The 14,518-nt window shown below is 70.6% G+C and carries 17 protein-coding genes; 13 read left to right on the top strand and 4 right to left on the bottom strand.

What is annotated here, in order from left to right; all coding sequences use genetic code 11:
* Nucleotides 1–161 precede the first annotated feature (161 nt).
* The 9 genes from AB0C33_RS20950 to AB0C33_RS20910 all read left to right on the top strand — a co-directional run bounded on the left by AB0C33_RS20950 (nucleotide 162) and on the right by AB0C33_RS20910 (nucleotide 7,378).
* Nucleotides 162–1,325 carry an acetoin utilization protein AcuC gene (locus AB0C33_RS20950; RefSeq protein WP_358290323.1) on the top strand — a complete coding sequence of 388 codons (1,164 nt, stop codon included), beginning with the start codon at nucleotides 162–164 and terminating at the stop codon, nucleotides 1,323–1,325.
* A 52-nt stretch (nucleotides 1,326–1,377) separates the two neighbouring features.
* Nucleotides 1,378–2,160: a phosphatase gene (locus AB0C33_RS20945; protein WP_358290319.1), complete on the top strand. Its 783-nt coding sequence runs from the start codon at nucleotides 1,378–1,380 to the stop codon at nucleotides 2,158–2,160.
* A 312-nt stretch (nucleotides 2,161–2,472) separates the two neighbouring features.
* On the top strand, nucleotides 2,473–2,676 hold the full coding sequence (locus AB0C33_RS20940) for a helix-turn-helix domain-containing protein (protein ID WP_026214222.1): 204 nt from the start codon (nucleotides 2,473–2,475) through the stop codon (nucleotides 2,674–2,676).
* Nucleotides 2,677–2,851: 175 nt separating this feature from the next.
* Nucleotides 2,852–2,950: an AURKAIP1/COX24 domain-containing protein gene (locus AB0C33_RS20935; RefSeq protein ID WP_018654693.1), complete on the top strand. Its 99-nt coding sequence runs from the start codon at nucleotides 2,852–2,854 to the stop codon at nucleotides 2,948–2,950.
* Between the two features lie 22 nt (nucleotides 2,951–2,972).
* Nucleotides 2,973–3,968: an NAD-dependent epimerase/dehydratase family protein gene (locus AB0C33_RS20930; RefSeq protein ID WP_358290316.1), complete on the top strand. Its 996-nt coding sequence runs from the start codon at nucleotides 2,973–2,975 to the stop codon at nucleotides 3,966–3,968.
* A gap of 26 nt (nucleotides 3,969–3,994) precedes the next feature.
* Nucleotides 3,995–4,864: a lysophospholipid acyltransferase family protein gene (locus tag AB0C33_RS20925; protein WP_358290771.1), complete on the top strand. Its 870-nt coding sequence runs from the start codon at nucleotides 3,995–3,997 to the stop codon at nucleotides 4,862–4,864.
* Between the two features lie 72 nt (nucleotides 4,865–4,936).
* On the top strand, nucleotides 4,937–5,722 hold the full coding sequence (locus tag AB0C33_RS20920; protein WP_358290313.1) for an SDR family NAD(P)-dependent oxidoreductase: 786 nt from the start codon (nucleotides 4,937–4,939) through the stop codon (nucleotides 5,720–5,722).
* Between the two features lie 58 nt (nucleotides 5,723–5,780).
* Entirely contained in the window at nucleotides 5,781–6,362 is a 582-nt protein-coding gene (locus AB0C33_RS20915) for a sigma-70 family RNA polymerase sigma factor (protein ID WP_358290310.1), read from the top strand.
* Nucleotides 6,363–6,364: 2 nt separating this feature from the next.
* Nucleotides 6,365–7,378, top strand: coding sequence for an LCP family protein (locus AB0C33_RS20910; RefSeq protein WP_358290307.1), 1,014 nt, complete (start codon nucleotides 6,365–6,367; stop codon nucleotides 7,376–7,378).
* Nucleotides 7,379–7,461: 83 nt separating this feature from the next.
* Here the strand turns inward: AB0C33_RS20910 and AB0C33_RS20905 are convergent, their stop codons facing one another.
* Genes AB0C33_RS20905 through AB0C33_RS20895 form a run of 3 tightly spaced genes read right to left on the bottom strand, consistent with a single transcriptional unit; the run spans nucleotide 7,462 to nucleotide 9,628 of the window.
* Complete coding sequence (locus AB0C33_RS20905) at nucleotides 7,462–8,331, bottom strand: HAD-IB family hydrolase (RefSeq protein WP_358290304.1); 870 nt, start codon at nucleotides 8,329–8,331, stop codon at nucleotides 7,462–7,464.
* Nucleotides 8,332–8,353: 22 nt separating this feature from the next.
* The gene (locus tag AB0C33_RS20900; protein ID WP_358290301.1) at nucleotides 8,354–9,004 is read right to left on the bottom strand and encodes a DUF5667 domain-containing protein; all 651 of its coding nucleotides are present in this window, start codon (nucleotides 9,002–9,004) and stop codon (nucleotides 8,354–8,356) included.
* Between the two features lie 60 nt (nucleotides 9,005–9,064).
* A complete protein-coding gene (locus AB0C33_RS20895; RefSeq protein ID WP_357966288.1) occupies nucleotides 9,065–9,628 on the bottom strand; it encodes a sigma-70 family RNA polymerase sigma factor in 564 nt (187 codons plus the stop codon).
* A gap of 288 nt (nucleotides 9,629–9,916) precedes the next feature.
* Between AB0C33_RS20895 and AB0C33_RS20890 the strand changes: the two genes are divergently transcribed.
* The gene (locus AB0C33_RS20890; protein ID WP_358290298.1) at nucleotides 9,917–11,311 is read left to right on the top strand and encodes an antibiotic biosynthesis monooxygenase; all 1,395 of its coding nucleotides are present in this window, start codon (nucleotides 9,917–9,919) and stop codon (nucleotides 11,309–11,311) included.
* Between the two features lie 10 nt (nucleotides 11,312–11,321).
* Here the strand turns inward: AB0C33_RS20890 and AB0C33_RS20885 are convergent, their stop codons facing one another.
* Nucleotides 11,322–11,555 (bottom strand): glutaredoxin family protein, encoded by a 234-nt coding sequence (locus AB0C33_RS20885; RefSeq protein WP_352322537.1) that lies wholly within the window; start codon nucleotides 11,553–11,555, stop codon nucleotides 11,322–11,324.
* 113 nt (nucleotides 11,556–11,668) lie between these two features.
* On the opposite strand from AB0C33_RS20885, the gene AB0C33_RS20880 reads away from it, so the two are divergent.
* From AB0C33_RS20880 to hemC, 3 genes are read left to right on the top strand one after another with little or no spacing between them, the layout of a single operon-like run.
* Nucleotides 11,669–12,346, top strand: coding sequence for a redox-sensing transcriptional repressor Rex (locus tag AB0C33_RS20880; RefSeq protein ID WP_352322536.1), 678 nt, complete (start codon nucleotides 11,669–11,671; stop codon nucleotides 12,344–12,346).
* On the top strand, nucleotides 12,343–13,599 hold the full coding sequence (locus tag AB0C33_RS20875) for a glutamyl-tRNA reductase (protein ID WP_358290294.1): 1,257 nt from the start codon (nucleotides 12,343–12,345) through the stop codon (nucleotides 13,597–13,599). Before AB0C33_RS20880 ends, AB0C33_RS20875 begins: the two co-directional genes overlap by 4 nt.
* Nucleotides 13,596–14,501: a hydroxymethylbilane synthase gene (gene hemC / locus AB0C33_RS20870; RefSeq protein ID WP_358290291.1), complete on the top strand. Its 906-nt coding sequence runs from the start codon at nucleotides 13,596–13,598 to the stop codon at nucleotides 14,499–14,501. The genes AB0C33_RS20875 and hemC overlap by 4 nt, the downstream gene beginning before the upstream one ends.
* Nucleotides 14,502–14,518: the final 17 nt, after the last annotated feature.

Raw genomic sequence — 14,518 nt, 5'->3', positions numbered from 1 at the left:
GGAAGATTCTGCGGAAAGGTCGCGCCCAGCGCACCATAAAACACTAAGTCACGAAATTTCTGATGCGACCGAGACCGTCCCCGACGATCACCCGGGCTACAACCGGAACAGGGCGCTGCGGTAACGTCGGCGCCAGGTGAGGGACGCGCGGAGGGCGGGGCATGAGCCGAACGGCACGAGTCATCTGGGACGACGCTCTCACCTCCTACAACTTCGGCCCGAGCCACCCGCTGGCGCCCATCAGGGTCGAGCTGACGATCGCGCTCGCCCGCGCGCTCGGCGTCCTCGACAAGGTCGAGATGGCCGGCTGCGCGCCCGCCGGCGACGACGAGCTGGCCATGGTGCACGACCGCGGCTACATCGAGGCGGTCAAGGGCGTCTCCGTGGCCGGCGTGCCCGACCTGCGGGCGGGGCTCGGCACCACCGACAATCCGGCCTTCAAGGGCGTGCACGAGGCGTCCGCGCTGATCGCGGGGGCGTCCCTGGCGGCGGCGCGCGCGGTATGGGAGGGCGCGGCCGAGCACGCGGTCAACGTCGCGGGCGGGCTCCACCACGCCATGCCGGCCGCGGCCAGCGGCTTCTGCGTCTACAACGACCCGGCCCTGGCCATCGCCTGGCTGCTGGAGCAGGGGGCCACGCGGGTGGCCTACGTCGACGTCGACGTGCACCACGGCGACGGCGTGCAGGCCGTCTTCTACGACGACCCCCGGGTGCTGACGATCAGCCTGCACGAGAGCCCGCGCACGCTGTTCCCGGGCACCGGCTTCCCGCACGAGACCGGCGCGGAGGGCACGGCCGTCAACGTGGCGCTCCCGGCCGGCTGCGGCGACTCCGGCTGGCTGCGCGCCTTCCACGCGGTCGTGCCGCCGCTGCTGCGCGAGTTCGGCCCGGAGATCCTGGTCACCCAGCACGGCTGCGACAGCCACGCGCTCGACCCCCTCGCCAACCTCATGCTCAGCATCGACGGCCAGCGCGCCGCCTACGCGGCCCTGCACGACCTGGCGCACGAGACGGCGGGCGGCCGGTGGATCGCGGTGGGCGGCGGCGGTTACGAGCTCGTCCAGGTCGTGCCGCGCATCTGGACGCACCTCATCGCCGAGGCGGCCGGCCATCCCGTCGATCCGGCCACGCCCACCCCCGACGCCTGGCGCCAGTACGTCAGGGAGCGCACCGGCGAGGCGCCCCCGCTGACCATGACCGACGGACGTAACCCGGAATTTCGCGACATCTCCGGCGGTTATGACCCAGCGGACCCCATCGACCGTGCGGTCATGGCGACCCGGCAGGCGGTGTTCCCTCTGCACGGCCTCGACCCGATGCCCTGACGACCGCCCCGACGACGCTCGACGTCCTCGATGCCCCTGATGAGGAAGACCTGTGCTGAGCCGCGACGAACTCCGCCGACACCTGATCCACAGCCGTATCGCCGGTGACGTCGCGACGTCGCGCGAGAACAACCTCGACCACTACAGCTCGCTGGCCAACCGCGACCCGTACTACATGCTCGGCCTGACGTTCGAGCAGCCGTGGACCTTCCGGGACGTCCTCGACCTGATGGCCAAGTCGGCCGGCGTGGTCGCCGATCCCGGCCACCGCCGCGGCCAGGACACCATCGACCCCGACCTGACGATCGACGCGATCGACGCCATGGCGGCGCGCATCGCGTCGGTGCTGTCGCGGCCGGCCCCGCGGGTGCTGTTCGCCACCGGACACCCGACCGGGCTGCTCGCCGTCCACCTGCCGCTGGCCAGGTTCGCCGTCGAGCGCGGCGCGACCCTGCTCACCCCGGCCGAGGGCTGGACGTACGCCGGCTCCGGCTTCGGCCGTCCGCGCCGCATCCGCTACCTCCAGGACGTCGCCATGCTCGACGACCGCGGCGGCTTCGTGCACACCCACGACTCGGCCCCGATGCGGCACATGCTCGACGAGCTCGAAGGCGGGCTGCCCGACCTGGTGATCGCCGACCACGGCTGGGCGGGGGCGGCGGGCGAGGCGGGCGTGCCGACGGTGGCCTTCGCCGACAGCAACGACCCCGGCCTGTTCCTCGGCGAGGCCGAGGGAAAGATCGACGTCGTCGTGCCACTCGACGACAATGTGCTACCCCGCTATTACGCTCCGCTGACCGAGCGATTGGTCACTCTGGTCTCACGAGCCCTTTGAGTCGAAAACGGCCCTCCCCATACCGTCTTTTCGCGCCTGCATTCCAAGAGGCTCGCTGTCCCTTTGCCAACTTTTGATGGGGCTTGGGCGACTCTTATGTGTGGCAACTTGGACAGTTCCAAGGTCCAGGCGAGGTGCTCGGCCTGGCTGCTAACCAGCGACTTTACTGGTCCGGCTGACAGGTGGCTCCGCGGACTGAGAAAATAGGGGGTTTGCGCACCCGGAGTCCCGACTTACGCTGACGGCAGTACACGTGCGTGAGCAATGGCACCAGTGGGGATAACCCGGAAACACGTGCGGAAGAGGCGTCCGATGGGTGCAGGCGAAAGACCTCTCAGCGAGGTGAAGTTCCTGACCGTGGCTGAAGTCGCGACGGTCATGAGGGTGTCCAAGATGACGGTGTACCGGCTCGTCCACTCAGGGGAGCTGCCGGCCATCCGAGTTGGCCGGTCGTTCAGAGTGCCCGAGCAGGCGGTCCACGACTATCTGCGGGAGGCCTACATCGAGGCAGGTTGAAGTAGCGGCGCGCCCGAACGCGCCGTGAATTCGGTCGCGGGAGAAGCCCGGCCTGCGCACCACGAGGCCGGGCTTTCACCCCCCAAGGGGCGATCCACCCCCGATCGCCGGTAGTCTGTCACCCGGTGTGCGCTCGCACATCGATTCAGACTTGCTATCAGTACCTGGGGGTCCCGTGGGCTCTGTGATCAAGAAGCGCCGCAAGCGGATGGCCAAGAAGAAGCACCGCAAGCTGCTCAAGAAGACGCGCATCCAGCGGCGTAACAAGAAGTAACCGACGCAGCTGCGAGGCGCTGATGACCCACACCGTGCTTGTCACCGGGGTCTCGCGCCACATAGGCGCCCGGGTGGCGAGCGTCCTCGCGGCTGACCCGGAGATCAGCCGCGTCATCGGAGTGGACACCGTGCCGCCCCCCTCGCTGACGCGGGACGGCGGCATCACTCTGGGCCGGACGGAATTCGTCCGGGTCGATCTGCGCAGCCCCGACATCGCCGAGGTGATCGCGGCCGCGGACATCGACACCGTTGTGCACATGAGCCTGGTCAGCGCCCCGTCCAAGGGCGACGGCAGGGCCGCCATGAAGGAGCACAACGTCATCGGCACCATGCAACTGCTCGGTGCCTGCCAGCGGTCGTCGACCGTGCGGCGCGTGGTGGTGCGCTCCACCACCGCCGTCTACGGCTCGTCCCCGCGCGATCCCGCGGTGTTCACCGAGGACCTGGAGCCGCACGTCGGCCCGGTCCACGGCTACGCCAAGGACGCGGCGGAGGTCGAGGGCTACGTGCGCGGTTTCGCGCGCCGCCGCCCCGACGTGACGGTGTCGCTGCTGCGCTTCGCCAACTTCATGGGTCCGGGCGTCGACTCGCCGCTCACGCGGTACTTCACCCAGCCCGTCCTGCCGACGGTGTTCGGCTTCGACCCGCGGTTGCAGTTCGTCCACGAGGACGACGCGGTCGAGGTGCTGCGCAGGATGGCGAACGAAGACCACCCCGGCACGTTCAACGTGGCCGGGGCAGGCGTGTTGCTGCTGTCGCAGTGCGCGCGCCGGGCCGGGCGGGCGTCGCTGCCGCTGCTCGCGCCCGTCTTCCGCACGCTCGGCAACACCGTGCGCAGGCTCGGCCTCGTCGAGTACTCGCCCGAGCAGCTGCGGCTGATGAGCTACGGCCGGGCGGTCGACACCGCCAGGCTGGAGGCCGAGCTGGGCTGGCGGCCCAAGTACACCACCGCGGCGGCCTTCGACGACTTCGTGCGTTCACGGGGTATGCATCCGTTCGGAGGTGTGCGTCCGTGAGCGTGCCGCACGAGGAGGAAGGCCGGGTGATCCCGATCAGCGCCGCGCCGTCCTACGAGGAGCCCGATCCGCTGGCCCGGCTGCTGGCGTTCGTCCGCCGGCGCATCACCGGCGAGTACGAGGTCGACGAGTTCGGCTACGACCCCGAGCTGACCGACAAGGTGCTCCTTGAGCTGATCAGGCCGCTCTACCACCGCTGGTTCAGGGTCGAGACGGCCGAGCTGAAGAACGTGCCCGCCGAGGGCGGCGCGCTGGTGGTGGCCAACCACTCCGGCACGCTGCCGATCGACGCGCTCATGATGCAGGTCGCCCTGCACGACGAGGCGGGCCGGGCCGTCCGCCTGCTCGGGGCCGACCTGGTCTACCAGCTCCCGCTGCTCGGCCACCTGTCCCGCAAGACCGGCCACACGCTGGCCTGCCCCGAGGACGCCGACCGGCTGCTGCGCAAGGGCGAGCTGGTCGGCGTGTTCCCCGAGGGCTTCAAGGGCGTGGGCAAGCCGTTCTCCGAGCGCTACAAGCTGCAGCGGTTCGGCCGGGGCGGGTTCGTGGCCTCGGCGATCCGTGCGGGCGTGCCGATCGTGCCCACGGCCATCGTGGGGGCCGAGGAGATCTATCCGAAGATCGGCGACCTGAAGTTCCTGGCCCGCATCCTCGGCGTCCCCTACCTGCCGATCACGCCGTTCTTCCCGCTGCTCGGGCCGCTCGGGCTGGTGCCGCTGCCGTCCAAGTGGATGATCGAGTTCGGCGAGCCGATCCGCACCGACGAGTACGAGCCCGCCGCGGCCGACGACCCGATGCTGGTGTTCAACCTGACCGACCACGTGCGCGAGGTCGTCCAGCAGATGCTCAACGAGTTGCGGCTGCGCAGGGGGCCGGCCTTCCCGCCGTTCCTGTGAAGGGTGCAACCGGTCGCGTCCGGCCGGTGTTCCTGCGGGTGCAGTCATTGACACCCGAGAGGAACCTCTTCGATGGATCTCCAGCTTTCCGGCCGTGTGGCCGTCGTCACCGGCGCGTCCAAGGGCATCGGCCTGGCCGTCGCGCGCACCCTGGCGGAGGAGGGCGTGCACGTCGTGGCGGCCTCGCGGACCGCGCCCGACGCCAAGGTGACGCACGTCGCGGTGGACCTGATGGACCCGCAGGCGCCCGCCCGGGTGATCGCCCGAGCCGTCGAGGAGTTCGGCGGGGTGGACATCCTGGTCAACAACGCCGGCGGGCCGCCCCCCGGCGTGACGCTGCCCCGGGTCGGGTTCATGGCGCCGGGCGACGACGACTGGCAGGCCATGTTCGAGTTCAACCTGTTCGCGGCCGTACGCATGATCCGCGCGGCCGTGCCCCTCATGGTGGAGCGCGGCGGCGGCTCGATCGTGAACATCTCCTCCGGCTCGGCCCGCCAGCCCGGGGCCATGAACGTGGACTACGGCGCGGCCAAGGCCGCCATGAACCACGTGAGCAAGGCCGTCTCGGAGGAGTACGGCCCGCAGGGCGTCCGGGTGAACACGATCTCGCCCGGCCCGGTGCTGACCGACTGGTGGACCAAGGACGGCGGCGCCGCCGACGTCATCGCCGGGATGGCCGGGGCCTCGAAGGAGGACGTCATCGCCCAGGTCGCCCCCGGCATGATGAAGCTGGCCACCGGACGCCTGGTGAGCCCGCAGGAGATCGCCGACATGGTGGCCCTGCTGGTCTCGCCGCGCTCGGGCAGCACGACCGGCGCCGACATCGCCGTGGACGGCGGGTTCCTGAAGGAGATCTGAACCCTCTTGGCGGGTTGTGGCAAGACATCCGTGACCGATTCTTCACAGAAGGGCGGAGATGATCACGCAACCCGCCACCAGGGGGGCGGACTCGGAGCTCGTGAGCGCCTCCCTGACCGAGCCGGAGGCGTTCGCCGAGCTGTTCGACCGCTACTCCGCCATGCTCTACCGGTACGTCTCCAAACGCCTCGGCCCTGAGCCCGCCGAGGACCTCGTCGGCGAGACGTTCCTCGTCGCGTTCTCCCGCCGCAAGAGCTACGACCTGTCCTGCCCCGACGCCAGGCCGTGGCTCTTCGGCATCCTCACCAAGCTCATCTCCCGCCACCACCGCAAGGAGGCGGCGCGGTACCGGGCGTTCCTGCGGTCCCCCCTCGACCAGGACGTGGAGTCGCCCGCCGACCGCGTCGCCGCGGGGGTCACGGCGCAGGCCGCCCGTCCCCGCCTGGCGGGCGCGCTGGCCGCGCTGCCCGCCAAGGACCGGGACGTCCTGCTGCTGATCGCCTGGGGCGACCTCACCTACGAAGAGGTCGCCCGGGCCCTCGGCATCCCGATCGGAACCGTGCGCTCCCGCCTCAACAGGGGCAGGCGGAAGGTGCGGGCCGCGCTCGGCGACACCAACCCCATGCTGGCGGAGGAGTGACCATGGACGACCTGCGGATGCTCCGCGACCTCGGCGGTGAACTGGAGCACGAGCCGCCCCCGGCGCTCGCCCGCCAGCGCGACCGCCTGCTGCGGGAGCGCCCGCGCCGCCGATGGAACGCCTACTGGACGGCCGGCCTGGTCGCGGTGGGCACGGCCGCGGCCGTCGCGGTGCCGACCATGCTGGTCAACAGCAACATCGTGGCCGCTCCGTCGACGGGCGTGCGGCCGGTCGACATCACCGGCGCCCGTAACATCCTGGTGATCGGCTCCGACACGCGCGGCGGGCCGGGCAACGCCGACTACGGCCCCGCCATGGCCAGGACGCCCGACCAGGGCGGCAGGCGCTCCGACACCATCCTGCTCGTGCACGTGCCCGCCGACCGCGGCCAGGCCGTCGGGGTCAGCGTGCCGCGCGACTCGATCGTGCAGATCCCGTCGTGCGGGTCCGACCCGGCGCGGAAGGACATGATCAACTCGGCGTACAACACCGGGGGAGCGGGCTGTCTGGTCAAGACGCTGGAGAAGCTCACCGACGTCCGCATCGACCACACGGTCGAGGTCGACTTCGCCGGCTTCAAGGGCATGGTGGACGCGCTCGGCGGCGTGCAGATCACGCTCAGGTCGCCCGTGGACGACAAGGCGTCGAAGCTGAAACTGCCCGCGGGCAAGGTCATGCTCAACGGCGAGAGCGCCCTCGGCTACGCCCGCCTGCGCCGCTACGGCGACGGCTCGGACGTCCAGCGGATCAAGCGGCAGCAGATCCTGCTGCTGGCGATGCTGAAGAAGGCGAGGAGCACGGCCGCCGACCCGGGCCGGCTGCGCGACTTCGTCGGCGAGGTGCGCAAGTCGGTCAAGACGGACCTGAGCCTGGAGGCCATGGTCGAGCTGGCCAGGGCCACGTCCGCGACGCAGGTGGCGTTCGTCACCGTGCCCTGGAAACCGGCCCAGGACGACCCCAACCGGATCGAGTGGCGGCAGCCGGACGCCCAGAAGCTGTTCGAACGCCTGCGATGACCGGCGCCGGCGCGCGCCCGGCCGTGGACGTCAAGGAGCCGTCCACGCCGCCGGGCCGCGCCGGCGGCCTCGTCCGCGGGCGGTCAGTGGGAGCGGTAGTGCCTGCGCAGGGCGATGCCGGCCGCCACGCCGCCCGCGATCGCGCCGACCCCGGCCGCGATCGGCAGGGCGGTCATGGTGGCCTTGCGGCCGGTGCGGAAGTCTTTGACCGGCCAGTCGTGCTTCCTGGCGTGCTCGCGCAGCTCGCTGTCGGGGTTGATCGCCACCGCGCTGCCGACCAGCGACAACATCGGCAGGTCGTTGGCCGAGTCGCTGTAGGCCGTGCAGCGGGTCAGGTCGAGCCCTTCGCGGCGGGCCAGCGCGCGCACCGCCTCCGCCTTGGCCGGGCCGTGCAGCAGGTCGCCCACCAGGTGGCCGGTGTAGACGCCGCCGGCGGTCTCGGCGACCGTGCCGAGCGCGCCGGTGAGGCCGAGCCGCTGGGCGATGACCCGGGCCAGCTCGACGGGCGTGGCAGTGACGAGCCAGACGCGCTGGCCGGCGTCGAGGTGGCTCTGCGCGAGCGCGCGGGTGCCGCCCCAGATGCGGTCGGCCATGACCTCGTCGTAGATCTCCTCGCCGAGGCGGACGACGTCGTCGACCTTGGCGCCCGCGACGAAGGCGAGCGCGGTCTCCCGGGCGACCGCGATGTGCTCCGGGTTCTCGTTGCCGCGCAGCCGGAACACGGCCTGGCCGACGGCGAACTTCAGCAGATCGGATGTGGTGAACATGCCGCGCGTGGCCAGCCCGCGGGCGAAGTGGTAGATGGACGCGCCGCGCATCATGGTGTTGTCGACGTCGAAGAAGGCCGCCGCCTCCAGGTCCGGCTCGACCGGCTCGGTAGGCGCGACGGTGACCGCCGCCCGCGCCGCGGCCTCGCCGGCGGCCTCGGCCCCAACCTCGTGTCGTCGTCGCATTAGCCGCCACATGCGGTTCAGCTTACCTAGCCGGTGCCACGAGCCCCTCGATGTAGTCGAGGTAGCCGGCGGCCTGTCCCTTCTGTGCCTCGTTGAGGTGGTCCAGCATCGGCTCGACCGTCTCCCGCTGCTTCTGGGCGAACTTCTTGATCTTGGACGAGCGGGGCTGCGTACGCGTCAGCCGGCTGATCCCGGAGCGGGTGGAGTCCTCCATGTCCTTGAGCGTCTGGCCGACCAGCGGGCTGTCGGTGGACGAGCCGAGCAGGCTCGCGACCTCCTTGGCGCGGGTCTCGGCCGAGGCCAGCTCGCGCTCGCCGCGTTGGGCGTCGTCGGTGCTCAGGTGCACGAGGGTGCTCTCCGCGGCCCTCTTGAGCGGGTAGAGCGTGTCGCCCGGGACCGCCTGGTACGTGGCGAAGGACGCCACCATCATGGCCCCCGCCAGGCCGAGCGTGGCGACCTGGGACAGCAGCGGACGGCGTCGGCGGCGTACGGACGGGACGTCCGGGCCCGGCGCGCGCTCCTCGTCGGGGGCCGTCAGCAGCAGGCGGCCGGAGACCAGGTCCGCGCGCAGGCGCTCGCGGAACGCCGGCTCGGGCCCGCCGCCCAGAGACGGGCCGTGCAGCTCCGTGAGACGCTCGATGACGAGCTCCCGCCGCCTGCGCGCCCTACTCATGACAGCTCCCTGAGGGATCCAGCCGTGCCAACTGGCCTAACGAGGTGCGGGTGGGAGAGGTTACGCCAGGTCGTGCTTGAGTGCCCTGGCGAGCGTTCGAATGGCCCGAAACTGCAGCGCTTTGATCGCTCCACTCTTCTTCCCCATGATCAACGCGGTTTCCGCGAGCGAGAGGCCGTGCAGGAAGCGCAGCACCACGCATTCCTGCTGGTCGGGATTGAGATCGCGGACGGCGCGCAGCACCCGGTCGTTCATGATGGCCGTGACCACCGCGTTCTCCGGGATGTGCGCGCCTTCGAGCGGCACGTCGATCAGCTCTCCCGTCGGGATCTCCAGTCGGTAGCGGCCGGACTTGAAGTGGTCGGCCACCAGGTTCCTGGCGATGGTGACGAGCCAGGCGCCGAAGTCGCGGCCCTGCCAGGTGAAGTCGCCGATCCTGCGCAGCGCGCGCAGGAAGGTCTCGCTGGTCAGGTCCTCGGCGAGCTGGTGGGAGCCGACCCGGAAGTAGATGTAGCGGTAGACGAGGTCCACGTAGCGGTCGTAGAGCGTGCCAAAGGAGTCCGTGCATCCGTTCTTGGCGTGCAGCACCAGCGTGCGGATGTCGTCGGGCACTTCTTCGCGCACGCCAAGCTCGCCCGTCCGGGCAGGTCCAGCGACCGCTGGAGCAAGCAGCCCGGCGAACGGCCACGAATCAGGCATCCGGTATCCCTAGGGGTAAGGGGTGCGGCGTGCTCGAATACTCTAGAAATCAACTGGAAATTCCACAATCCGCGCCTGCTGGCCTGGCTACGAGTAATCGCCCTATACCGTATAGGCGCATACCCCACAGCCTGCGGCGAAGCCCCTCATGGAGCGCCTGTTTCCTCTTCGGCTACCGGCCGGGAGGCATCGTCCGGCAGCATTGGAGTCACCATGGAGATCCTCGTTGCTGTCATAGCCCTTGCCGGTGCGCTCCTCGCCGCGGTCGCGACCGGAGCCCTGATCCGCCGGCTGCGCGACGAGCCCGAGGGGTGGTTGATCGCCTGGACCGTTGCAGCTGGAGCCCTGTGCCTGTCGCTGGCCGCGATCGGCGTCGGTTACGTCCTGGGGTTCGGGCCGGTCACGTTCCGCCTCTACCAGGTGACCGGGTCGCTGCTCGCGCCGCTCTGGCTGGCCGTGGGCCTGATCCAGCTGCTGTCCGACAAGGTGCCGCCGAGGTTCCTGGCCTGGCTGTTCGGCATCGCGCTCACCGTCGTCTCCGTCGCGATCCTGACCTTCGACCCGCTCAGGTCCACCGACCTGGGCAAGTCGCTGCCGTCCGGCTCGGCCATGTGGGGGCTCATCCCGGACAAGCTGCTCATCGGCGTGCACACGATCGACGTGCTCGTCCTGCTGGCGTGCGTCGTGGTGGCCGGGCTCAAGTGGCGCGGCGGCGACGAGTACGACACCGACAACCTCCACGCGGTCCTGGTCATCGCGCCGTCGAGCATCGCCCTGGTGGGGGCCATGCGGTTCTCGGTGCCGCCGCTGTTCACCACCGCGCTGCTCGCGGTGGGCGCGGCGGCGATCTGGTACACCGTGCTGCGCCCGCTGGCGCCGTACGAGGACGACGAGGACGACCTGGAGACGCCGCACGACGACGTGGAGCGCCGGCCGGGCCGCAGGGTCGCGCCCGAGCCCGTGCCGGTGCCGGTGCCGGCCGCCGAGCCGCCTCCCGTGGCGCCCCCGCGCCGCTCGCCCGGCCTGGGCGACCTGGTGGCCGAATACCGGGCAGGCGACCAGCAGGTCGACTACGCCGCCCGGATGGGGGCCGCGCCCGACTCGGGCCCCGCGACCGGCTACATCATGAACGGCTCCCCGCCCCCGCGCATGGACACCTCCCCGCGCATGGACGCCCAGCCCTCCCGGCCCGACTACTCGATGCCCGGCACCGGCGTGGCCTACCCGGGCGCCGAGCTGTTCACCCCGTCGCAGCCCCAGCAGGCGGGCGGCAGGCCCTCGCCCAGCATCTACGGCCTGCTCACCGTCTTCACGATCATGGACGGCGCCGGCGACGCGTTCGACCGCCTGGCCGAGGCCACTGTCGAGGCCGTGCGCCGCGGCGAGCCCGACACGCTCGTCTACGCCTGCCACGCCGTCAAGTCGGCGCCCCTGCAGCGCATCGTCTACGAGCTCTACCGCGACGAGGTCGCCTACCGCGACCACCAGCGCCAGCCGCACGTCGAGCGGTTCCTCAACGAGCGTCAGGCGATGGTGCTGGCCACCAACGTCATCGAGCTCAACGTCAACGCCGCGAAGGTGGTGCCGCTGCCCACCGTCATGTTCTGACCGTCGTGTCCTAGGCGAGGGCGGCGCGCAGGCGGGCCTCGTCGACCCGCCAGAAGTCGTGCTGCACGCCGTCGATCAGCGTCACCGGGATCATCTCCCAGTACTTCTCCCTGAGCTCCTCGGAGGAGTCGATGCTGACCTCCTCCCACGGCACGCCCAGCTCTCCGGCCACCCTGGCGATGACCGCGCGGGCGTCGTCACAGAGGTGGCAGCCGGGTTTGCCGAGCAAGGTGATGCGATGCATGTCCCCAACCGTAGCGCCCCTACTTTGTGCATCGGTTCACAAAGGGATTAACCTGAAAGACGGTTCTAATCCGTTCAGCGGTCCCCACCGCCCGTTCCCTGGAGCTCCGGCACGTGAAGAGCACGTCCCAGTCCCGTGACCGCGGCATCCCCGAGGCGACGGTCGCCAGGCTTCCGTTGTACCTGCGGGCGCTGCACGGGATGGCGGAGCGCGGCGTCGCGACCGTGAGCTCGGAGGATCTGGCCGTGGCCGCGGGCGTGAACTCGGCCAAGCTCCGCAAGGATCTTTCGCACCTCGGCTCGTACGGCACCCGCGGCGTAGGCTACGAGGTGGAGTACCTCGTCTACCAGATCTCCCGCGAACTCGGCCTGACCCAGGACTGGGCGGTCGCGATCGTCGGGGTCGGCAACCTCGGCCGCGCCCTGGCGAACTACGGCGGCTTCGTCTCCAGGGGCTTCCGCGTGGCCGCGCTCTTCGACGCCGACCCCGAAGTCGTGGGCGACACCATCGCGGGGTTGAATGTGGAGCACATCGACGAACTGGAAGCCGTCATCAAGCGGCGTGGAGTCTCGATCGTGGTACTGGCGACACCGGCGGCAGCGGCGCAGGAAGTGTGCGATCGTGTTGTCGCCGTGGGCGTGACCAGCATCCTGAACTTCGCCCCAGTCGTTCTCACCGTTCCGGACACCGTCGACGTCCGGAAGGTCGACCTGTCAATCGAACTGCAGATTCTCGCGTTCCACGAGCAACGCAAGGCTGGGGGGCCACTCATGGCGGTGGACGGTCAATGAGTGTTCTGGCGATCGGACTCAGCCACCGGACCGCTCCGGTGGCGCTTCTCGAACGCGTCTCGGTGACCGGGGACGCGCTGGTCAAGCTGCTGCACGACGTGCAGCAGGACACCAGCGTCGCGGAGGCCATGGTGATCTCGACCTGCAACAGGGTCGAGATCTACGTCACGGTCGACCGCTTCCACGCCGCGGTCACCTCGATCAGCGGGCTGCTGGCCGTCCACTCCGGCGTGCCGGCCGACGAGCTGACCCCGCATCTCTACGTGCACTACGAGGAGCGGGCCGTCGAGCACCTGTTCTCGATGGTGTGCGGCCTCGACTCCATGGCCGTCGGCGAGGGCCAGATCCTGGGCCAGGTCCGCCAGGCGCTCAAGCTCGCCCAGAAGCACGGCACGGTCGGCGCGACCCTCAACGAGCTGACGCAGCAGGCGCTGCGCGTCGGCAAGCGCGCCCACACCGACACTGGCATCGACCAGGCGGGTCCCTCGCTGGTCACGGCGGGCCTCGCGCTCGCCGGCGACCTGGCCGGGCGGCGGGCGCTGGTGGTGGGCGCGGGCTCGATGAGCTCGCTGGCCGCCGTCACGCTGCAGCGCGCCGGGGTCACCGACATCGTCGTGGCCAACCGCACGTACGAGCGGGGCGCGCGGCTGGCCGAGTCGGTCGGCGGCCGGGCCGTCGCGTTCGCCGCCGTGCGCGAGGAACTGGCGGACGCCGACATCGTGATCACCTGCACCGGCGCCGGGCGGCACGTCATCACCCCCGACATGCTGACCGGGGGCGTGTTCCTGCTCGACCTGGCGCTGCCGCACGACATCGACCCGGCCGTGCGCGAGGTGCCCGGCGTCACGCTGGTCGACCTGGAGACGATCCAGGAGTCCGGCGTCGGCTCGCGCGGCGGCGACGCCGTCGAGTCCGTGCGCGCGCTCGTGGCCGAGGAACTGAACGCCTACCTCGACGCCGCCCGCGCCGCCCGCGTCACCCCGACCGTGGTGGCGCTGCGCAGCAAGGCGGCGGGCGTGGTGGAGTCCGAGCTGGGCCGACTGATGATGCGCATGCCCGATCTCGACGACAAGGCCAGGGACGAAATCGCCATGACCGTGCAGAGGGTCGTTGACAAACTGCTTCACGAGCCGACTGTGCGTGTCAAGCAGCTCGCCGCCGGTCCAGGGGGCGATCATTATGCGGAAGCCCTGCGTGAGTTGTTCAATCTCGATCCGAAGATGCCCGCGGCCGTGAGGGAGGTGGAGCTGTGAACCTGCGGTTGGGCACCCGCCGCAGCATGCTGGCGACCACGCAGTCCCAGATGGTGGCCGACGCCCTCACCGCGCGCACCGGGCACCCGGTCGAGCTGGTGGGCGTGACGACCTTCGGCGACGTGACCAAGGCGCACCTGGCGCAGCTCGGCGGCACCGGCGTGTTCGTCAGCGCGCTGCGCGACAAGCTGGTCGAGGGCGAGATCGACTTCGCCGTCCACTCGCTGAAGGACCTGCCGACCAAGCAGGACCCGCGCTTCACGCTGGCCGCGCTCCCCGAGCGCCACGACCACCGCGACGCGCTGATCGGCTCGCACAAGTTCGCCGACCTGCCCGCCGGGGCCAGGGTCGGCACGGGCTCGCCGCGCCGCGTCGCCATGCTGAGCGCGCTCCGCCCCGACCTGGAGTACGTCCCGATCCGCGGCAACGCCGACACGCGCATCGGCAAGATCGCCGCGGGCGAGCTCGACGCCGTCGTGCTGGCCAGCGCCGGGCTCACCAGGCTCGGCCGCGGCGGCGAGATCGCGCAGATCTTCGAGGTCGAGGAGCTGCTGCCGGCCCCCGGCCAGGGCGCGCTCGCCGTGGAGTGCCTGGCCGCGCGCACCGACCTGATCGAGACCCTGTCCGTGCTCGACGACCCGCGCACGCGCAGCGCGGTGACCGCCGAACGCGCCGTGCTGTCCGCCCTGGAAGCAGGCTGCGCCGCACCCGTGGGTGCTTTCGCGGCCGATCACGGGCACACTCTGAACCTGACCGCAGTGGTCGTCTCCATCGACGGCCGCGAAGCGGTCCGCAAGTCCGCCGCCGGTTCTCCTTCGGAGGCTGCACAGCTGGGCCGCCTCCTGGCGGCCGAGATGATCGCCGAAGGGGCCGACAGATTGATGGGGGAGCAATCCCATTGAGCTCCGATAGTCCAACC

The organism is Nonomuraea sp. NPDC048881, from assembly GCF_040649795.1.
Classification (GTDB): domain Bacteria; phylum Actinomycetota; class Actinomycetes; order Streptosporangiales; family Streptosporangiaceae; genus Nonomuraea.
The sequence above is the reverse complement of the archived record's forward strand: the minus strand, read 5'-3'. Positions and strand labels throughout refer to the sequence as shown.